The organism is Kocuria rosea (assembly GCF_006094695.1).
Lineage (GTDB): Bacteria > Actinomycetota > Actinomycetes > Actinomycetales > Micrococcaceae > Kocuria > Kocuria rosea.
This window is the reverse complement of record NZ_CP035103.1, coordinates 361,974-381,775: the sequence shown is the minus strand read 5'-3', so window position 1 is coordinate 381,775 and position 19,802 is coordinate 361,974. Positions and strand designations below refer to the sequence as shown.

Annotated in this window: 21 protein-coding genes; 7 read left to right on the top strand and 14 right to left on the bottom strand. The window is 69.1% G+C overall.

Annotated features, from left to right (window positions below):
- Positions 1-156: 156 nt before the first annotated feature.
- The 7 genes from EQG70_RS01700 to EQG70_RS01670 all read right to left on the bottom strand — a co-directional run bounded on the left by EQG70_RS01700 (position 157) and on the right by EQG70_RS01670 (position 5,879).
- On the bottom strand, positions 157-693 hold the full coding sequence (locus EQG70_RS01700; RefSeq protein ID WP_109269430.1) for a DinB family protein: 537 nt from the start codon (positions 691-693) through the stop codon (positions 157-159).
- Positions 690-1,253 (bottom strand): class I SAM-dependent methyltransferase, encoded by a 564-nt coding sequence (locus tag EQG70_RS01695; RefSeq protein ID WP_244296704.1) that lies wholly within the window; start codon positions 1,251-1,253, stop codon positions 690-692. The genes EQG70_RS01700 and EQG70_RS01695 overlap by 4 nt, the downstream gene beginning before the upstream one ends.
- Positions 1,254-1,492: 239 nt before the next feature.
- Positions 1,493-2,098, bottom strand: coding sequence for a cadmium resistance transporter (locus EQG70_RS01690; protein WP_109222878.1), 606 nt, complete (start codon positions 2,096-2,098; stop codon positions 1,493-1,495).
- A gap of 237 nt (positions 2,099-2,335) precedes the next feature.
- A complete protein-coding gene (locus EQG70_RS01685; RefSeq protein ID WP_095650751.1) occupies positions 2,336-2,683 on the bottom strand; it encodes an ArsR/SmtB family transcription factor in 348 nt (115 codons plus the stop codon).
- Positions 2,684-3,034: 351 nt separating this feature from the next.
- Complete coding sequence (lspA, locus tag EQG70_RS01680; RefSeq protein ID WP_062737354.1) at positions 3,035-3,550, bottom strand: signal peptidase II; 516 nt, start codon at positions 3,548-3,550, stop codon at positions 3,035-3,037.
- Entirely contained in the window at positions 3,547-5,496 is a 1,950-nt protein-coding gene (locus EQG70_RS01675; RefSeq protein ID WP_095650752.1) for a heavy metal translocating P-type ATPase, read from the bottom strand. Before EQG70_RS01675 ends, lspA begins: the two co-directional genes overlap by 4 nt.
- Positions 5,493-5,879, bottom strand: coding sequence for an ArsR/SmtB family transcription factor (locus EQG70_RS01670; RefSeq protein WP_062737356.1), 387 nt, complete (start codon positions 5,877-5,879; stop codon positions 5,493-5,495). Before EQG70_RS01670 ends, EQG70_RS01675 begins: the two co-directional genes overlap by 4 nt.
- Positions 5,880-5,960: 81 nt before the next feature.
- Between EQG70_RS01670 and EQG70_RS01665 the strand changes: the two genes are divergently transcribed.
- From EQG70_RS01665 to EQG70_RS18270, 7 genes are all read left to right on the top strand, one after another.
- Positions 5,961-6,710, top strand: a complete 750-nt coding sequence (locus EQG70_RS01665; RefSeq protein WP_109269432.1) for a cytochrome c biogenesis CcdA family protein — start codon at positions 5,961-5,963, stop codon at positions 6,708-6,710.
- 81 nt (positions 6,711-6,791) lie between these two features.
- Complete coding sequence (cysK, locus tag EQG70_RS01660; protein WP_109222875.1) at positions 6,792-7,727, top strand: cysteine synthase A; 936 nt, start codon at positions 6,792-6,794, stop codon at positions 7,725-7,727.
- Positions 7,728-7,740: 13 nt separating this feature from the next.
- Positions 7,741-7,866: a hypothetical protein gene (locus tag EQG70_RS18700; protein WP_259915413.1), complete on the top strand. Its 126-nt coding sequence runs from the start codon at positions 7,741-7,743 to the stop codon at positions 7,864-7,866.
- 314 nt (positions 7,867-8,180) lie between these two features.
- The gene (locus EQG70_RS01655; protein ID WP_062737359.1) at positions 8,181-8,810 is read left to right on the top strand and encodes a TlpA family protein disulfide reductase; all 630 of its coding nucleotides are present in this window, start codon (positions 8,181-8,183) and stop codon (positions 8,808-8,810) included.
- Between the two features lie 49 nt (positions 8,811-8,859).
- Positions 8,860-10,608, top strand: a complete 1,749-nt coding sequence (gene resB, locus EQG70_RS01650; protein ID WP_109269433.1) for a cytochrome c biogenesis protein ResB — start codon at positions 8,860-8,862, stop codon at positions 10,606-10,608.
- 13 nt (positions 10,609-10,621) lie between these two features.
- Complete coding sequence (gene ccsB, locus EQG70_RS01645; protein WP_062737360.1) at positions 10,622-11,701, top strand: c-type cytochrome biogenesis protein CcsB; 1,080 nt, start codon at positions 10,622-10,624, stop codon at positions 11,699-11,701.
- A gap of 321 nt (positions 11,702-12,022) precedes the next feature.
- Positions 12,023-12,226 carry a hypothetical protein gene (locus tag EQG70_RS18270; protein ID WP_136341273.1) on the top strand — a complete coding sequence of 68 codons (204 nt, stop codon included), beginning with the start codon at positions 12,023-12,025 and terminating at the stop codon, positions 12,224-12,226.
- A gap of 44 nt (positions 12,227-12,270) precedes the next feature.
- Here EQG70_RS18270 and EQG70_RS01635 read toward each other — a convergent pair whose 3' ends face one another.
- The 7 genes from EQG70_RS01635 to EQG70_RS01605 all read right to left on the bottom strand — a co-directional run bounded on the left by EQG70_RS01635 (position 12,271) and on the right by EQG70_RS01605 (position 19,581).
- The gene (locus EQG70_RS01635) at positions 12,271-13,287 is read right to left on the bottom strand and encodes a sodium:calcium antiporter (protein WP_062737361.1); all 1,017 of its coding nucleotides are present in this window, start codon (positions 13,285-13,287) and stop codon (positions 12,271-12,273) included.
- Complete coding sequence (locus EQG70_RS01630) at positions 13,284-14,555, bottom strand: cytochrome P450 (protein WP_197723065.1); 1,272 nt, start codon at positions 14,553-14,555, stop codon at positions 13,284-13,286. The genes EQG70_RS01635 and EQG70_RS01630 overlap by 4 nt, the downstream gene beginning before the upstream one ends.
- A gap of 364 nt (positions 14,556-14,919) precedes the next feature.
- On the bottom strand, positions 14,920-15,567 hold the full coding sequence (locus EQG70_RS01625; protein WP_095650760.1) for a vitamin K epoxide reductase family protein: 648 nt from the start codon (positions 15,565-15,567) through the stop codon (positions 14,920-14,922).
- On the bottom strand, positions 15,560-17,443 hold the full coding sequence (locus EQG70_RS01620; protein WP_095650761.1) for a bifunctional copper resistance protein CopD/cytochrome c oxidase assembly protein: 1,884 nt from the start codon (positions 17,441-17,443) through the stop codon (positions 15,560-15,562). Before EQG70_RS01620 ends, EQG70_RS01625 begins: the two co-directional genes overlap by 8 nt.
- A 121-nt stretch (positions 17,444-17,564) precedes the next feature.
- Positions 17,565-18,248, bottom strand: a complete 684-nt coding sequence (locus tag EQG70_RS01615; protein WP_062737365.1) for a DsbA family protein — start codon at positions 18,246-18,248, stop codon at positions 17,565-17,567.
- Positions 18,249-18,301: 53 nt separating this feature from the next.
- Positions 18,302-19,216, bottom strand: coding sequence for a cation diffusion facilitator family transporter (locus tag EQG70_RS01610; protein ID WP_062737366.1), 915 nt, complete (start codon positions 19,214-19,216; stop codon positions 18,302-18,304).
- Positions 19,213-19,581: an ArsR/SmtB family transcription factor gene (locus EQG70_RS01605; RefSeq protein ID WP_062737367.1), complete on the bottom strand. Its 369-nt coding sequence runs from the start codon at positions 19,579-19,581 to the stop codon at positions 19,213-19,215. Before EQG70_RS01605 ends, EQG70_RS01610 begins: the two co-directional genes overlap by 4 nt.
- Positions 19,582-19,802 lie beyond the last annotated feature (221 nt).

The window sequence follows — 19,802 nt, the reverse complement described above, 5'->3', positions numbered from 1 at the left end:
ACCCTCGGGCGCCGGGCGGGTTCAACGGTGGGTTCACCCCAGGCTCATGGCCCCATCAGCATCAGCCTGGTCGACCCTGACGTGGCGATCCCGCCCAGAACGCAGGACGCCCACTGGGCCGTCCCGACCGCACTACTCAGCTCCTCAGGGGCCTCCTCAGGATGGCCGGCCGATGGTCAGCTGCCGTCGGTGGTGATCGTAGTGCTGAGTGCCGTAGTGGTAGATCTCGGCCAGGCTCATCCAGTCCCGGAAGTACGGGTCCCAGGACACGGGCATGTGCATCCCACGGACCAGTGCGGCCGCGGGCTCGGCGGCGAGCTGGGCCTGCAGGACGTCGACGGTGCGGTCGAACCACCGGATCAGCCGCGGACCGTGGATCACCCGCGCGGCCCCACGGTCGCTGAAGTAGTTGATCAGGTGGAAGAGCCGGGTGCCGGCCTCCAGCACCCGGGCGAAGGTGCGGCTGACCGGCTCGGGGAGACGGCCCATCAGGCGCACCAGGGGCAGCAGGCGCCGGACGATCAGGTAGCCGAAGAACATGTGGAACAGCAGCTGCCCGTTGGTCCACCGAGTGCCTGACGAGAGCCGGTGCACATCCGCAGGGGTCGCTTCAATGATCAGGGCGTGGAAGTCCGCGCGGACCCGCTCCAGCTCCTCATGGATGGTTCCGGGGGTGATGGGCGCGCTATTCATCGGCTGCTCCTGGAAGTGATGTCGCTGCCGGGAGCGTTCTGGGCATTGCCTGGCTTGTGGGCGATAAAACGTATGACCCGACCGCCGAAGGACAGCCGGAGGGCGAGTCGGGCAAGGCCGGCCTGGTCGAGGACTGGTCCGAAGGCTTCCGGTTCGATGAGCCGGTGCGGTGACCGGTCGGCACGGTGCACCAGGGATGCCATCGGTGAGGCCAGCAGGTCGTATCCCACGAAGGCCCCGCCCGGTCGCAGGACTCGGGCCGCCTCGGTCACCGCGTGTTCCCACTCGATGACGTGGTGGAGCATCAGAAAGCTCAGAATCGTGTCGAACGACTCGTCCTCGAAGGGCAGCCGAGTGGCATCGGCCTGACGCGCCTGGACCAAGGGGTGTCCGGCCAGGCGGTCCTGCGCGGCCTCGACCATCACCGGGTCGGCATCGGTCATGGTGAGCCGCACCCGGGGGTGGGCTCGGGCGATGGCCTCGGCCATCGCACCGCTGCCTCCACCGATCTCCAGCACGTCCCCGGTGACGGGGAACCCCTGGGTCGCCCAAGGAACCATCCGCCGGGCCACAAGGCCCCATGGCGCGCTGCGACAGAAAGAGGCCTCTAAGGCGGACATCCTCGGCATGGTTTCCACCTTTCGGCGTACGCATCGTGTGCGCCGAGCCTAGTTCCACGATCGACGGTAGTGAACCGTTTAGGCAAAGGATGGGGGCGACCTGGCCATTCACACCGCCCGGGGGCGGGCCCGAGGGAGCCGGGGTCCCGTCGTAGGGCTGAGCTCAGCAGGCGGATGGGTTAGAGGCCGAAGGCGCCGCCTTCGAGAAGGATGACCACGCCCAGGCCGATCAGCACGATCGGGAACAGGATGTGTTCCCATCGTTCCAGGACTTCGGCGATGGGTTTGCGGGTGGCCACGTACTTGGCGATAGCCACCAGCACCGCGACCATGGCCAAAAAGGCGATGCAGTAGGCCACCATCGCGGTGGGGCCCACGGTGACGAATACGGGCACATAGACCCCGATGTTGTCCCCGCCGTTGGCGAAGGTGACTGCGGCGACGGTCCAGATGCTGACCTGTTTGCCGGCGACCTTCCCCTCGTCATCGTCGTCGTCCTCGTCGCTGCGCCAGACCTTCCAGGCCGCGATGAGGCCGAGGATCAGGGGGATGAGGCCGAAGTAGGGAATGGCCTCGGGCGGCAGGAAGGTGCTGGCGCCCAGGGTCACCAGCACGGAGGCGACCAGGATGCCGCCGAAGCCCACGTACTGGCCGATCCCGATTTTGGCGGTGGTGCCACGGGCCCCGGCTCCGCGGGCGAAGAACAGGGAGAGCACGATGATGTCGTCGATGTTGGTGGCCGCGAACAGGCCGATCGCCTGCAGCACGGGGGAGATGAGTTCCATAACCTCTCTTTTCTTCAGTGGGGAGAACCGCCGACCGGGACCTGGCGTGCTGCGCTGGGTCGGGCGGCCGAGCGCAGCAGGCAGGGGAAGGCTGCCGGGAGCCGATGCCCCGGGCACCATCACCGGGGCACTGTCACCGGGTATGGGCCGCGGCGCCCGTCATGGGCACCCGAAGGCGCACCAGCACCCGCTTTCACCCTCAGGGCGTGGCCGGGCCCGGTGAGGGTGATGTATTTGTCAGTGTTCTTGGGTGGAGGTGCCGTAGGCGGGACACAGCGCGACCTGGGAACCGGTGGCTGCCAGCAGGGTCTCGGCGGCGGCGAGCACATCCATCAGCTCCGGGCGGGTCAGAGCGTAGAAGATCTGCCGCCCCTCGGTGCGTCCGGCCACCAGCCCGCACTCGCGCAGGCAGGCCACATGGGCCGAGACGGTGGATTGAGCCAGGCCCGTTTCCTCCACCAGGTCCCGCACTCGGGCTTCACCGCCGGCCAGGCGCCCCACGATGGCCAGGCGAGTGGGATCGGACAGGGAGTGGAATAGGGCCACGGCCGGGGCCAGGCCGGTCGTACAACTAGTGTTCGTCATGACCCGATCCTATCGCCTAAGTCCGATTGATTGGACGGGGTGGATCTGACGTTGCCCGCAAGGGACGGTGCAGGGCCTTTTGTCCAGGGAGTGGTGGGTCTCGGGCTGGAGACTGCCTCGACCCGAGCCTACCCGGCAGAGAAGCTGTTGTGGCCGCCGTGCAGGGGTCTGAGATAGTCATCGGCTCGGTGCGACGGGCGGCCCGGGGGCCTCGCCTGCGGTGGCTGTGGCCAAAGAGCGGCGGGCATGGGCGTGACGAGTAAAGGCCCGGGGCGGGACCCGTGGTGGCCTGGGCCAGGGCCGCCGAGGAGGTCTCGGCGGCCCTGACGTTACGCGATGAGCAGGTGGGGGCTATTCGGCGGAGATGTCCTGGGGGCGCGGAGCCAGCAGCGTACCCAGGATCAAGAGGCCGACCCCGGTGGTGACGAAGACATCGGCGAGATTGAAGGTGGGGAACCACCCGGTGTGCAGGTAGTCCACCACCCCTCCCCCGTCGAGGCGGTCCAGGAAGTTTCCGATAGCGCCCCCGAGCATCAGGGTCGCTCCGGTACGGGCCAGCCCGGTCAGGGTGGGTGCCGCAACGAGCAAATACCAGATCAGCCCGGCGATGATCGCCCCGGTCGCGGCGATGATGACCCAGGAGGGCAGGGCCGCCCCGAGGCTGAAGGCCACCCCGGTGTTGTGGTGCAGCTGCAGCGTGAGCGGCCCCAGATCTACCGTGGTCCCGTCGGTGAGACGGGCTGAGGTCACGGCTTTGAGAATCAGATCGACGGTGGCCAGCGCCGCTGCCCCGGCCAGCAAGAGGGTCCGGGACCGGCGAGCAGATCGGGACGAAGGGCCGACCTGCCCGGCGACGGGGGCGCTCATGCGGCCGGTTCCAGAGCCGGTGCGGGCTGGGCGGTGGGCAGCTGGGTGCGGCGGGAGATCCGCCCGGCGCGTACCCCGTTGGCGATGATCAGGATTTCGGCCACCTCGTGTACCAGCACCACCGCGGCCAACCCGAGGATCCCGAACAGGGCCAGGGGGATCAGCACCGCGATCAGCGCCAGGGACACCCCGACATTCTGCAGCATGATCGAGCGGGTCCGCCGGGCGTGCTCGAGGGCTTGGGGCAGGTGGTGGAGGTCCTCGCCCATCAAGGCGATGTCGGCGGTCTCGATGGCCACGTCGGTGCCCATTGCGCCCATGGCGATGCCGATGTCGGCGGTGGCCAGGGCGGGGGCGTCGTTGACGCCGTCACCGACCATCGCCGTGGGGCGCTGCGCCTTGAGGGTGCGGATGATCTCGGCTTTGTCCTCCGGGCGCAGGTCGGCGTGGACCTGGGTGATCCCGGCGGCTGCGGCCAGGGCATGGGCGGTGAGAGTGTTGTCCCCGGTGAGCATCGCGGTGGTGTACCCGGCGCGGTTGAGCCGGGTGATCACCTCCCGGGCCTCCGGGCGCAGCTCATCGCGCACCGCGATCGCCCCAAGAACCTTCCCGTCCTGCTCGATGAGCACGGCGGTGGCCCCGGAGCGCTGCATCCGCTCGATCTCGGCGGCCAGGGGCCCCGGGTCGATCCACCCGGGCCGGCCCAGGCGCAGGCGGGCGCCGTCCAGGGTGCCGTAGAGCCCGGCCCCGGGCACGGTGTCCACCTGGGTCACCTCGGCCCGCTCAGGTGTGGCGGCGAGGATGGCCCGGGCCAGGGGGTGTTCGCTGCGGGCCTCCAACCCGGCGGCCAGCCCCAGCACCTGCTGCCGGTCCACCCCGCCAGCGGTGGCGACCTCGATGACGGCCGGGGCGTTGCGGGTGAGGGTGCCGGTCTTGTCCAAGGCGATGGTGCCGATCTTGCCCAGGGTCTCCACCGCGGCCCCGCCCTTGATCAGCACCCCGATGCGGCTGGCGGCTCCGACCGAGGCCACCACGGTGACGGGCACCGAGATCGCCAGGGCGCACGGGGAAGCGGCGACCAGCACGACCAGGGCGCGTTCGAACCACAGGACCGGCTCCCCCACGATGAACCCGTAGGCGATGATCAGGGCGGCGACGATGAGGATGCCCGGCACCAGGCGTTTGGCGATCGCATCGGCCAGTCGCTGGCCGGGGCCTTTGCGGGACTGCTCGGTCTCGACGATGTGCACGATCTTCGCCAAGGAATTGTCCTCGGCGGTGCTGGTGACTTCCACCTCCAGCGGGCCGGTGCCGTTGATGGACCCGGCGTAGACCTCCGCGCCGGGGCCGGCCTCCACGGGCACGGACTCCCCGGTCAGCGCCGAAGTGTCCAGGGAGGTGCGCCCGGTGAGGATCCGCCCATCGGTGGCCACCCGCTCCCCGGGCCGCACCACCATCCGGTCCCCCAGTACCAGCTCAGCCGGGGGCACGGTGACCTGCACCCCGGCCCGGAGCACCGTGGCCTGATCCGGGACCAGCTCCAGCAGCGCGCGCAGCCCGCGCCGGGTGCGCGCCACCGAGTACTCCTCCAGGGCCTCGGCGATGGCGTAGAGGAAGGCCAGCATCGCCGCTTCCTCGATCTGCCCCAGGGCGACCGCTCCGACGGCGGCGATGGTCATCAGGGTCCCGACCCCGATCTTGCCCCGGGCCAGCCGGCGCAGCGTGGAGGGCACGAACGTCCATCCGGCCGCCAGCAGCGCGCCCGTCTCCAGGCTCAGCGCCACCCACAGAGGAACCCCGGCCAGCGACAGGATCCAGCCGGCCAGCAGCAGCACCCCGGCCGCGGCGGCGAACCGGACCTCGCGCACCTGCCAGAAGCCCTCGGCCTCCTCCCCGGCCTCACCGGTTTCGTTCTTCTCGTCGCTGCATCCGCAGGCATCGCTCATCGGGTGATCTCCTGAATCTGGGGGGTGTCACGGGCATCCAGCCCGTAGTTCGGGCACAGACTCACGGCGTTGCCGGTGGCCGCCAGCAGCACCTCAGTGGCGGCCAGCACGTCCATCAGCTCCGGGCGGGTCAGCGAGTAGTACACGCTGCGCCCCTGCGCCCGACCCTGCACCAGCCCGCAACCACGCAAGCACGCCACATGGCCGGACACGGTCGACTGGGCCAGCCCCAGCTCGCTGGTGAGATCACGCACCCGCACCTCCCCGGAAGCCAAGCGCTGCACAATCGCCAGCCGGGTCGGGTCACTGAGGGAGTGGAACAACGCCGCCGCCGGATCCAACACCTCACAAGGGGCATCCGGAACATACTCTGAAATCGTCATGGACCGATGATAACCGTGTTTTGGGCTGACAGTGGTCATGTGCGGTAGTCTCAGGGCGCCCCCTGGCCCGAGGAGATGGTGATGACGATTGGCGGCTACTTCGCCGAGACGGTGAACTCCGGGGCCCTGCTCATCGCCGTGCCCTTGGCGGTGATCGCCGGGATCGTCTCTTTCATCTCCCCGTGCATCCTGCCGTTGGTGCCCGGCTACCTCGGCTACGTCTCCGGGCTGACCGATCCGACCCGGGCCGACAACCGGCGGCGGGTGCTGGCCGGGGTGGGGCTGTTCATCCTGGGTTTCGCGGCCGTGTTCACTGTCTACGGGGCGGCCTTCGGCGCCATCGGGGGCTGGTTGGTGCGGTGGCAGGATCCGCTGATGCGGGTGTTGGGGGTGTTCGTGGCGCTCATGGGCCTGGTGCTGGTCGGGAAGTTCCCCTTCCTGCAGCAGACCAAGAAGCTGTCCTTCCAACCCCGCACCGGCATCGCCGGCGCCCCGCTGCTCGGGGTGGTCTTCGGCCTGGGTTGGACCCCCTGCATGGGCCCGACCCTGAGTGCGGTGCTGGCGCTGAGCACCACCACCGGCGGGGCCTGGCGCGGAGCCCTGCTGGGCTTCACCTACTGCCTGGGCCTGGGCCTTCCTTTCGTCCTGGTCGCGGCCGGGCTCAACTGGGTCACCACGACCCTGAGCTACATCCGCCGCAACATCCGCACCTTCAACATCGCCGGCGGCTCCGTACTGATCGCCGTGGGGCTGCTGATGGTGACCGGGATCTGGATGCAGTGGATCTATCAGCTCCAAAGCCTCGCCGGCACCTTCATCACTCCTGTCTGAGCCCGGGAGAACATCCCCGGCTTGTGACGCACCGAATCCCAACACCCACCGATTCACCACACCACCACCCAGGAGCACACCATGGCGAAGATCTACCACGACGTCACCGAGATCGTGGGCAGCACCCCGCTCGTCCACCTCAACCGGCTCGACGAGGGCCTGCCCGGCAACGTCGCCGTGAAGCTGGAGTTCTACAACCCGGCGAACTCCGTCAAGGACCGCATCGGGGTCTCCATCGTCGACGCCGCCGAGAACTCCGGGAAGCTCAAGCCCGGCGGCACGATCGTCGAGGGCACCTCCGGCAACACCGGCATCGCCCTGGCCCTGGTCGGCGCCGCCCGCGGCTACAAGGTGATCCTCACCATGCCCGAGACCATGTCCACCGAGCGGCGGGTCATGCTCCGCGCCTACGGCGCCGAGATCGTCCTGACCCCCGGTGCCGAGGGGATGCGCGGAGCGGTCGAGAAGGCGCAGGAGATCGTCGGCTCCAGTGACAACGCCGTCCTCGCCAGCCAGTTCGCCAACGAGGCCAACCCCGCGATCCACTACCGGACCACGGGCCCCGAGATCTGGGAGGACACCGACGGCCAGGTCGACGTCTTCGTCTCCGGCGTGGGCACCGGCGGCACCATCACCGGCGCGGGCCGCTACCTGCGCGAGCAGAAGCCGGACATCCGCCTGGTCGTCGTCGAGCCGGCCGACTCACCCCTGCTCACCGAGGGCAAGGCCGGCCCGCACAAGATCCAGGGCCTCGGGGCGAACTTCGTCCCCGACAACCTCGACCGGGACATCTACGACGACGTCTACGACGTGAGCGTCGAGGACTCCGTGCGGGTCGCCCGGGAGCTGGGCACCAAGGAGGGCATCCTCGGCGGGATCTCCTCGGGCGCCATCGTGTGGGCCGCCCTGCAGGATGCCGCCAAGGAGGAGAACCGCGACAAGTTGATCGTGGCGGTTGTGTGCGACTACGGGGAGCGCTACATCTCCACCCTGCTCTACGAGGACATCCGCGGCTGAGGCCCTGCCAGGGTTGCCGACCCACATCACCGATCCGCAGCTGCCGCAAGCCACCACCAAGGCCGAGCTGATGGCCCGCGTGCTGGCCGAAAACGGCCTGGGGCACGTGGGTCTCGCCCTCGATCTGGAGTCCCCGTAGCTGTCCGCCGGAGGAGAACCGCGCGTGGTCATTCCCTGGAGTCCGCCCTAACCGCGGCACCTCCGTCTCGGGCCGCATCGCCATTGCCCGGAGAGCCAATGCCCCCGCAGCCGGTGGTCGCCGCCCCGACGGCAACGGTGATTCCCGTTGCTATGATCGACGTATAACGATCATCTCTGAGTGTGCCGGCGTGCGCCCCAGGCCCTCGACAACAGGCCCGCCGTGTTGCGCTCAGAGGCCTATCGGCTTCCCGGTTCATCGTTTCCGGGGTCAGCCCCTACCCGTCCCCGAGCCCGTTTCGACCCTGAGGTGAAATGCCCGTGCCCTCGAACTCTTCACTGCCCACCCACCCGTCCCGCCGCCGTGTGCTCTCCTTGGCCGGTGCAGGAGTCCTCGGGGTGGTCATGGCCGGCTGCGGTGCGGAGGAAGATCCCCTGGCCCAACAGGCCAACACGGGAGACGAGAAGGGCTACATCGCCGGGGACGGCACCGTCTCGGAGTACGCCCCGGATCAGCGGGGGGAGCCGGTGCAGTTCAGCGGCACCCTTTTCGATGGGACCGAGCTCTCGGCCGAGGACTTGCGGGGGAAGCCCGCGCTGCTGAACTTCTGGTACGCGGCCTGCCCTCCGTGCCGGGTGGAGGCCCCGGACCTCGCCGAACTCGCCCAGCAGTTCGAGGGGCAGATCGCCTTCTACGGGGTAAACCTGCGCGATGATCAGGCCACGGCCGAGGCCTTCGAGCGGACCTTCGGGATCCCGTACCCCTCCTTCGAAGACAAGGACGGGAAGGTGGTGATGGCCCTGAACGCCTATGTGCCCCCGCGGGCGGTGCCCACCACGCTGGTGCTCGACGCCCAAGGCCGGGTCGCAGCCCGCATCCTGGGGATCGCAGACCGGTCCATCCTCGAGACCCTCCTCGAGGACACGGTGGCCGAGACAGCATGACTTCCGGCACCCCCTCCGCCGTCCCCGCACAGGGAGCTGAAAGGTCACCATGAGCACCACTAGCAGCAGGCAGAGCACCCCTGAGGACACCCCCGGCAGGGACCCCCGAGGCTCTTCGCCCACCGGACCCGGCAAGAACCCCAGGGATGTCGAGCTGCCGGCGCTGGGGCCGGTCGGGATGGCCCGGTGGGCGTGGGCGCAGCTGACGAAGATGAACACCGCCCTGTTCCTGCTGCTGTTGCTGGCGGTGGCGGCGGTGCCCGGCTCGACCTTCCCGCAGCGGATCCAGGACACGGGTGCGGTGGCCGACTACATCGATGCCAACCCGACCCTGGGCCCGTGGCTGGACCGGCTGCAGTTCTTCGACGTGTTCTCCTCCGTGTGGTTCTCCGCGATCTACATCCTGCTGTTTGTCTCCTTGGTGGGGTGCGTACTGCCCCGGGCGGGCAAGCACTGGCGGGCCTGGCGGGCGCGGCCCCCGCGCACCCCTAAACGGCTGGAACGGCTGCCCGAGCACCGCCGCCTGGTCCTCGGTGGGCCCGCGGACGCCCCGGCCCCGGACGAGGTCGTGGCCCAGGCCGCCCGCCTGCTGGGCAAGCGCGGCTACCGGGTGGCCGTGCGCGACACAGGAGGACCGGCGCCGTCGGTGGCCGCCGAGCGGGGAATGTGGAAGGAGGTCGGCAACGTCGTCTTCCACCTGGCGCTGCTGGGCGTGCTGGTCTCCGTGGCCGTGGGGTCCCTGTTCGGCTTCAAGGGCCAGAAGATCCTCGTGGAGGGCGATTCGTTCGCCAACTCGTTGATCAACTACGACGCGTTCATCCCGGGCACCAACTTCGACGCCGACCAGCTGGAGCCGTTCTCCCTCACCCTGGAGAACTTCGAGGTCGAGTTTTACCGCGACACCGCCGTTCCCAGTCAGTACGGGACTCCGGTGGACTTCACCGCCGAGGTCACCGTCCAGCAACCCGGAGGACAGCCGCGGCAGGAGACCCTGAAGGTCAACGCCCCGGTCAACGTCGACGGGGTGAAGTCGTTCCTGATCGGCAACGGCTACGCCCCCCTGATCCGGGTGACCGACGGCAACGGCGACGTCGCCTTCGAGGGGCCGGTGGTGGGCATTCCTTCCGACGGGGTCTACACCTCCTCACTCGTGCTCAAGGTCCCCGACGCTGCCCCGGACCAGCTAGGCTTCACCGGCCTGCTGCTGCCCACCGCCGTCACCGGGGCCGATGGGCTCCCGCGGTCGGCGGATCCGGGACTGGCCAACCCGAAGCTGATCCTGTCCTCCTACTCCGGGGACCTCGGACTGGACTCCGGAGTCCCCCAGAACGTCTACGCGCTTGACGTCGAAGGGCTCACCGAGCTCAACGGCATGCTTACCCCCGATGGGCCGATCACCCTGGATGCCGCGGGCCCGGTCTACGAGCTGCCCCAGGGCAAGGGCAGCATCGAGTTCCTCGATGTGAAGCGCTACGTGGGCCTGGATATCGTCTACGACCCGGGACGGACGGGCGCCTTCGTGTCCTTCGTGCTGGCCTTCACGGGCCTGTTGATGTCGATGTTCATCGCCCGCCGCCGCCTCTGGGTGAGGGCCTCGAAAGGCGTCGACAAGGACGGGGCCCCAACCACAATCCTGGAGTACGGTCTGCTGGCTCGCGGGGAGGACCCCCGGCTGGCGGCCGAGGCGCAGCGGCTGGGCGAGCTGTTCACCCAGCAGTGGGGCACCGCGCCCCCGCCCGCTGACGCTGCCGCACACCCCAAAACGAGCAGGGCCCACAGCGGGCCGGCCCACAACTGAGAGGACACCACCGATGACCGTCAATGAGGACCTGGGCGCCTGGAGCCAGTTGTTCATGCTCCTGGCCGCCATGACCTACCTGGTGGCCTTTGTGGCCTTCGCCTGGGACATGGCCTCCCACTCCAAGATCCTGCGCAGGGCCCGACCCGAGCAACACAACAGATCGGAAGGGCAACTGGTCGGCGCGGCAACCACTGCCACGGTGAACACGGTGGAGGCCGATGATTCCCGGGCCGGGCTGGGCACCGGTGACCGCGGCCGCGGGTACCCGGCCTCCGCCCAGTCGGTGCTGGCCGAACACGTCGCTGACTCCTCCATGCGCTACACCGGGACCCGCCGCCCAGCGGCCCGGGCGGCCGTGACCGTCATGGTCCTGGCCTTCGCCCTGCACGCCGTGGCCGTGATGGCCCGGGCGGTGGCCGCCGGACGGGTGCCCTGGGGCAACATGTACGAGTTCGCCACCACCGGGGCACTCGTCGTGGCCGGGGTCTACCTGGGTGCGCTGCTGCTGAGGGACCTGCGCTTCGTGGGCACCCTTGTCACCGGGCTCGTGGTGATCATGCTCACCGCCGCCACCATCGGCTTCCCCACCCCGGTGGGCCCGCTGGTCCCCGCGCTGCAGTCCTGGTGGCTGGTCATCCACGTGTCCATCGCCGTGGCCGCCTCCGGGATCTTCACCATCACCTTCGCCATGGCCGTCCTCCAACTGCTGCAGGCCCGCCGGGAGAAAGCCATTCTGGCCGGTGAGGCCCCCGGCATGGGCTTCCTGGGCATGGTGCCCTCCGCCCAGGCGCTGGAGAACCTGTCCTTCCGGCTCAACGCGATCGGCTTCGCGTTCTGGACCTTCACCCTGGCCGCCGGCGCCATCTGGGCCGAGCAGTCCTGGGGCCGCTACTGGGGCTGGGACGTCAAAGAAGTCTGGACGTTCGTGATCTGGGTCGTCTACGCCGCCTATATGCACGCTCGCGCCACCCGCGGCTGGACCGGCACCCGCTCAGCCTGGCTGTCCATCGTCGGATACCTGTGCGTCATCTTCAACTTCGCCGTCGTCAACACGGTCTTCACCGGCCTGCACTCTTACTCCGGGCTGTAACCCCGGCGGCGTAGACCGCCAGCTACGGGGCGGGATTCGTCGTGATCCAGCAGGGAACGGATTGCAGAAACAGGCACGGAAAGAACCCATGGGCCGCTGCCCCGCGGCGCTGGGGCGCGCATCAGGGATACTCCCGGCGCCGCCCTGCGATGGCGTCCCGATCACGGCACCCCGCCCCAGCACTTCCTTGATTTCCGGGCCCGAGAAGGGCCCCTTTCGCAGCGCCCATCCAGGCACCACCACGGCCAGGCGGATATCTTCTTGGCGCATCGACCGGCCGGTGCCGGTGCCCGGTACTCAGACATCCAGCAAAGGTCACCCGTGAAGCGCTCTGCCACCATCACCGCCCTCGTCCTGGGGTGCGCTCTGGTGCTGCCCGGATATACCGGCAGCATCGAAGAAGCAGCCGAGGAGAAATCCTCCGGAACTCCCTTTGCTGCAAGCGGAGTCAGCGCCCTGGAGGCGGTTGGCATTCACCTAAGGCTTCCCCCCAGTAACATGCACGCGAACCACGTGCCGGAGTGAATCGCACCAGGTCCCGTGGAGGCTCTGTCCCAGGTTTCGCCCTATCAGCGGCCGCCGGCTCCGGCCAGGAAGAAGAGAACGGCGGCAGTGCACAGGAGATATGCGATCAGAGCCCCACCGAGCATGACGACATCGCGGAGGATGAACCCGTAGGAGTCGTGGCGTTCGCGGCGGTAGCTCAGAACGGCGAAGAGCACCGGCATGAGCGCAACGAAAGCCATGACGGTGAGCACGACCGGGTAGTTCTGCACCGGCACGGTCACGATCGCCAGAGGCAGCACCGCAAGCGTGAAGGTCATGGTGTGGTCGGCGAAGACGCTGGTGATCCCGCTGGTCACCTGCCCACTGCGGACCACGGACCAGGTGGTGAACACCTGCGGCAGAGCAGTCATGAACGCGGTGATGAACAGCCCGCTGACCAGCGGTGCCAGGCCAAGCGCTGAACCGATCTGCTGGGTTCCGGTGACGAGGACGTAGGAACCCACGGCAAGTGCGGCTACACCGCCGAGCGTCAGCAGGGTCTGTTTCCCCGACCACGAGACCTGACCACGTTCACCACCACGACCGCGGAAGAGGGCCTGCCCGAGGTAGATGACGTATGCGACCACGGCGATCAAGCCATCGATCGGCTGCAACCCTCGCCAGGCCGGAGGCAGGATGAGCACCGCGAACAGGGCGACGACGGCAAGGTAGGGCAGTGCATCGATGAGCACCGCGCCCTTCTCGATCCGCAGGCCCTCGCCCTGCTCGGCAGGTTTCTTGTCGCTGGTCGCCCGGTTCTTCCGAAACGCCGCGTAGCCGACCGCGACGGTGATCGGGATCGAGACCACGGTGGAGCCGAGCATGCTGCCCAGTCCGACCGCTCCGGCCCCGGTGGCCGCGCTGACGACGTTGATGCCGACATCGGGGCTGGCGCTGCCGAGAGCGACCAGTGGGCCGCCGGCGGCGCCGGTGAACCCGTACCGCTGCCGTACCGCCTTCAGGGGAGCGGCCAGCTGCTCAGCGCCCCAGCGGGTGGCGAATGCCGCCAAGACCAAGCCCACCACCCACACCCACGTCATCGCGGCCCTCCCCCCACCGTTGCGCTCGACGGTACGGAGCGCACGTCGGAGATCACGAATCCGCTGGATGGCAGGGTGGGCATGCGACGCAGGCTGATCCGCAGATCCTGGGACGGGACGTCATAGGTCATCTCCCGCGTCAGGATGGCCAGCGCCGCCTTCATCAGGGCGATGGTGATCCACTCCCCCGCGCACCGGTGGCCGATGTGGTGATCCCCGCCGCCTTGTGGGATGAGACCGTAGGCGCCGCCGTCCCAAGTGGTGAAGCGGTCCGGATCGAAGATCTCGGGGTTCTCCCACAGGTCGGGGTGGTGGTTGGTGCCGTACAGGTCCAGGAGCGTTCTACGCCCCTGGGGGAAGTGCACGCCCTGCCAATCGAAGGCAGTGCGCACCCGAGCACCGACCATCGGGAAGAAAGGATAGAAGCGGCGGACCTCCTGAACGAACAACTCGGCGTCGCGGTCACCGCCCTGGCGCAACCGGCTTCGCCACTGGGGGTGCTGGTGCAGGGCCAAGGCCGCGAAGATGATGAAGCGGTCGACCGCGACCGTGGGACGCACGAGGTTGAGCAGCTCGACCGCGGCAATCCGGCTGCCCAACAGCTGCCCACCAGGCTCGCGGTGAGTGGACACGACCTGCAAGGCGCTGCCCTCCGGGGCAGCGTGCTCCCCGCGGCGTACCCGATCCACCAGGTCCGCAATGGCTTGTTCGGCCCCGTGGCGGGCGCGCCGGCCCCGCCAGTGCCGGGGACCGACCGCAGCGGGAGCCTCGATCATGGCGTGCAAGGACTGGGTGCGGCCCCTGACCTGGGACTCGGTGACGGGGACACCGACCCAGCTACTGACCGCCTGGCACAGGATCTGCCCGACCTCCTCGTACAGCACGATGCGGTCAGCGGCTTCCCACCCGATAATCCGGGCTCTCCAGCCGTCGGCGACCAGGCCCGTCAAAGTACGGATGTCGTGCGGGGTCATGAGATCCATGAACATCTGCTTGCGCGCCCGGTGGGTCTGTCCGTCTAGGCCCTGCACGCCACCGACACCGAGCAGCGTCTTCTGCACCCGCATTGGGAAGGCACCTCGTCGCTGGAACCGGTCGGCGTCGTAGAAGACCTGCGCGGCCTCCGCACCGCGCAGACACACCGTCGGCTCCAGCAGCAGGCGGGTCTGGAACACATCGGTTCCGTACCGTTCACACCGCCGGGACACGAACTCATAGCCCTGCCAAGCCAAGGCCAGAGTGCTGTCCATACTGAGGTCGTACGCCATGCGTCCCATCAGGACTCCCTCTCACGGTGGACTCGCGGCATCGTGGCCTCGGACCTCGGACCTCGGACCTCGGACCTCGGACCTCGGACCTCGGAAAGCATGATCGCGACTGAAGGATGACATTACCCTGGCGAGGTACCAACGTCAGATGCCGATCGAAGCGCTACAGCGGTAATACCTTCCAAGACGGGATCCCGAGCCCCTGCGATGGCGACCTGATGCAACGCGTCCGACCGGACGCGGCCGGCGATCACCCGATGTCTGTCAGCGGAACATGGGCCACGGATGATGAGTCTGATGGGCAAGCTGGGTCTGACACCGTCGACGGTGTCGACCCCCGTGGGAGCACCGCGACCGGTGGGTGTCAGAGGCCGGTGAAGGCGGTGAAGAAGCGGAAGAACACCGAGGCGGCCACCGCGACGTAGGTGATGGCGACCAGGGTCCAGGCCCAGTCGGCGGCGAAGCGGGCCAGCCCGGGCGGGGCGGGGATGATGCCGTGGACCATGTTGCGGATGGTGAGCAGGATGGTCAGCGGGATCATCGCCGCCCACACGATCATGCAGTACAGGCACAGGATGTAGATGGAGAACAGCGCCTGGGACCACAACCAGATCGCGAACACCGCCCCGGCGGTGACCCCGACCTGCAGCCCGATCCAGTACCAGCGCCCGAACCGCGCCCCCGAGAGGGCCGCCATGGCGGTGGTAATGACCACGGCGAAGGCGACGATGCCGATCAGCGGGTTGGGGAAGCCGAACAGTTCCGACTGCCAGGTGCCCATGACCTGCCCGCAGGAGACCCAGGGGTTGATGTCGCAGCTGGTGACGTGGCCGGGGTCGCGGTAGAGGGCCAGGCGCTCGAGCACCAGGACACCGGAGGCGATCCAACCGATCACCCCGGTCACCAGCAGCAGGACCGCGAAGGGCCGGTACCGGGCGAAGCCGGGCAGGTGGGTCTCGGTGGCCGGGCCGGCGTCGGTGTGATGGGTGGTGCTGGTGGTGGGGTCAGCCATGGTGGGTGTCCTTGACGGTTCCGTTGTCGATGACAGGGGTGTCGGCCTGGGGTCTTCGGGCCAGGACGGCCAGGGCGGTGGCCAACAGGGGCAGGGCCCCGGCCAGGAGGATGGAGCTGGCCGCGGATTGCTGGTCCGCCAGCGGGGCGGGGCCCCAGTCCCTCCCCAGCCCGGAGAACCACTCCGGTTGGATCAGCGCTGGGGACAGGGCGGTGGCCCCCGCCCAGAGCCCCAGGGCGGTGGCTGTCCCGACCAGCGTCAGAGCTTGGGTGTGCACCGCAGCCCGGTCGCGTGGTGGGACCAGCACGGCGGCGGCGAAGATCAGGCCCAGGACCAGGGCGGTGGTATTCATCAGTTCGTGGCCGACGTGGGTGTGCAGGGCCAGGGCGAAGGCGGGGGTGTAGTAGAAGACACCGAGCCCGGCCAGGACCAGGACCGCGGCCGGGATCGGGTGGGCCATCAGCGCCCCGGTCCGGGAGGTGCGCCATGCGGTGGTGAGCTCGCGCGCCCCGGTGGAGCCGTCGGTGCGGGCCGGCACCAGGGCCGCGGCCAGAAGCCCGGGTCGTCCGGCGATCAGCAGCAACGGCACCGGGAAGGCCAGCAGCAGGTGGGCGGTGGTGTGGATGCTGAACAGGATCGGGGCGTAGACGGCCGGCAGCCCGCAGGTGACATAGACCAGCAGCACGAGTCCGGCCAGGAACGCCACCGTGCGCGCCACCGGCCACGGTGTCCTGGTGTAGCGCAGGCGTCGCGCCCCGGCCAGGTAGAGGCAGGCTGCGAGGATCGCCACGGCGATCCACAGCCAGTCCAGGCGCCACTGGGTGACCCACCCGGAGGCGCTCAGCGGTGGGGGCAGCAGGTAGCCGGTGAGGATCTCGGCGGCGGTGATGTCCGGTTCCCGTTCCAGGGGCACCGGGGTGGGGGTGCGCCCCAGGGCCACGCCCAGGGCCATCACCGCGCAGAGGATGAAGGCCTCCACGGTGATCAGCCGCCACACCCTGCCCCGGCTCGCAGGCCCGGCAGCAATGACCCGGCCGTTGAGGTACCCGAGCACCCCCAGGGCCACGGTGGCGATCGTCTTGGCGATCACCAGTGCCCCGTAGCCGGAGGCCAGCCCGTCCCACCCACCGATCCGGTAGACGGTGTTGATAACCCCGGAGACGGCCACCACGACGAAAGCCACCGCGGCCAGGGCGGAGAAACGCACCAGCACGCCGTGCGTGGCCTGCGGGGTGGTCAACAGCGGGACGAGCAGGGCGAGCACGATGATCCCGCCGGTCCAGATCCCGGCCCCGAGCAGGTGCAGGGCCAAAGCGTTGACGGCCCCGTTGTGGTCATCGACCCCGGCCACGTGCCCGAGCTGGGACAGCGGAATGACGGCGGCCAGGGCCACCACGGTGGTGGCGGTCACCGGCCCCGGGGAGCGGGCGAGCACGGCCAAGGTGGTGGTGAGCGCGGCCATCACCGCGGTCACCGCCCACGCCTGGCCGGGAATCAGGCGGGTCACGTAGTAGCCCAGCTGTCCGGTGAACTCGGTCGAGCCCGAGACGGGGGCACCGATGGTGTCGGCGTAGCTGAGCACGATGATCGCCACCGCGGCCAGCGTCCACACCGCCGCCGCCCCCGCGGCCACGTTCAGCACCCGGGCGAAGGCCGGGTGCTCGGCTCCGGGTGTTCTCGCGCCGTGGGCCGGGGTGGACCGGGGCACGACGGTGGTGGCGAAGACCAGCCCTGCCCAGGTGATGGACATGGCCAGATGGTGCACGGTCGTGGCCGCCGGCAGTCCCCAGCGCACCATCGCCCCGGGATCGAGCACCTCCCGGGCCGCGGTGGCCCCGGAGGAGCTCAGGGCCACCCACAGCACGGTGAGGGTCATCAGGCCGACAACGATGAGAGCAGCGGTGGCGACGCCCCGGCGCCGTCCAACCACTGCCAGGGCCGGCGCCGACGGGGCGGGCGGTGGTGTGGTGGTGGTGCGGGATGGACTGGTCATCGGGTCAGTCGGTGGCTGCGGTCTCGACAGCGGCCCGGAAGGCTTCCAGGGATTCGGGGTTGAGCACTTCTCCGTCGAGGTAGAACGTCGGGGTCCCGGCCACGCCCAGGGCTTCACCGTCAGCCACATCGAGCTTGATCCGCTCTTCGGTGGCCGGGTCGGCCACCGCGGCATCGAAGGCGGCCATGTCCAGGCCGAGGTCCTCGGCGAAGCCGCGGAAGAGTGCGCTCTGGTCCTCGGCCGATTCCCCCCATTCGGCCTGGGTCTCGAACATGCGCTGATACATGGCCTCGTACTGTCCCTGCTGGGCGGCGGCCTCCACGGCCACCGCGGCGTTGACGGAGTTGCGGTGACCCGGCAACGGGAAATAGCGGTGCACGAAGGTGACGGTGTCGCCGTACTCGGCCCGCAGGTCTTCGACGAAGGGGTAGGCGGCCCGGCAGGCCTCGCACTCGTAGTCCAGGAACTCCACCAGCACCGCCTGCTCATCCGGGGCCTTCGAGAGCACTCGGCTGTTCTCTCGCACCAGCTGCCCCACATCTTCGGGTACTTCAGGGGTGGAATTGGCACGGGCGATGAGGATCGGGATGGCCACGGCGGCCACGATGGCGACCAGGAGGATCCACACGAGGATCTTGGCCTTCGAGGGTTTCCGCTGGGGGGCGCTCGTACTGGCGGTAGTGCTCACAAGGGGTTTCCGTTCTGTCTCAGGCAGCAGGGCATACCGGGAGTGGAGGGGTTCTAGTGGCGGAGAGTCTCGTCCCCGCGGTGGGAGGCCGGTTCGATCTGGAAGGTGGAGTGCTCGATGGCCACGTCGAAGTCACGGGCCACACAGGCCTGCAGATCCGCCAGCACGACACCGGCGTGCTCGGCGCTCAGGCAGCCGTCGTGGACGGTGACGTGGGCCGAGAGCACCGGGGTGTCGGAGTCGATGCGTGAGGCGTGCAGGTCGTGCACCCCCACCACGTGGGGCAGGGACTCCAGGCGGGTGCGGACCTCATCCAGATCCAGACCCTTGGGAGTGGTTTCCATCAGGACCTCGATGGTGTCGCGCAGCAGAATCAGGGCCCGGGGCACGATCAGGGCGGCGATCAGCAGGGACACGATCGCATCCGCCTGGGTCCACCCAGTGGTGGCGATGACGATCGCGGAGACGATGACCGCCACCGAGCCCAGGGCGTCGTTGGCGACCTCCAGGAAGGCGGCCTTCATGTTCAGGTTCTCTCCCCGCCCCGAGGCCAGGATGATCAGCCCGATGATGTTGCCGACCAGCCCGATCACCCCGAACCACAGCATGGCCGAAGACTCGACCTCCGGGGGCTCCAGCAGCCGGCGGATACCTTCGACGGCAACGAACCCGCCCACGGCCAGCAGCACCGAGGCCTGGGCGGCCGCGGCGACGATCTCCGCCCGCTTGTACCCCCAGGTGCGTTTGTCCGTGGCCGGCTTCAGGGCCAGGGTCGCCGCGATCAGCGCGATCAGCAGCCCGGCGGAGTCGGTGAACATGTGCCCGGCATCGGCCAGCAGCGCCAGGCTGCCCGAGATCACCGCGCCGATGATCTCGGCGACCATGATCGTGGCGGTGATGGCGAAGACTACTGCCAGCTTTCCCCGCCGCCCGGTGGCACCGTGGGCGTGATCGTGCTCACCGCTCACGCCGGAACCTCTTGGGTGCTGGCCGCACCGGCGAGCTCCTCGGCGGCGCACTCCGGCGTGCCGCACTGGCACACCGCCTCGACGGTGAGAATCGTGCCCAGCAGGTCCTCCAGGGCGTGGGCCAGCTTCGGGTCCGAGAGCTCATAGCGCACATTGCGTCCGGCCGGCACGCCCACGACCAGCCCGCAGTCGCGCAGGCAGGCCAGGTGGTTGGACAGGATCTGCCGGCTCACCCCGATCTGGGCCGCCAGTTCCGAGGGCACCGCCGGGCCCTGCTGCAGCTGCAGCAGCACCGCGGCCCGGGTGGGATCGGCCAGTGCTTTGCCGAACCGGGACATCACCTCGACCGGGGACAAGATCCTCATGCCACAACCGTACAGCAGAATCTGTATCAAAGAGGGGCGGGGTCGAGCGAGGCTCGGGCAATGTCCAGCTTGTGTCCCTACGGTGTGGGCGGATGGGGGTGCCGTCCGCCACTGCGGCGCCCCCGTCCTCGAACCACCACGGCACCTCGTGCGGCCGTTGCCGCAATGCCCCTGCGGGGAGGGAAGGCGATTGTCTGCCTCCGGCAGGAGACGGGTGGAGC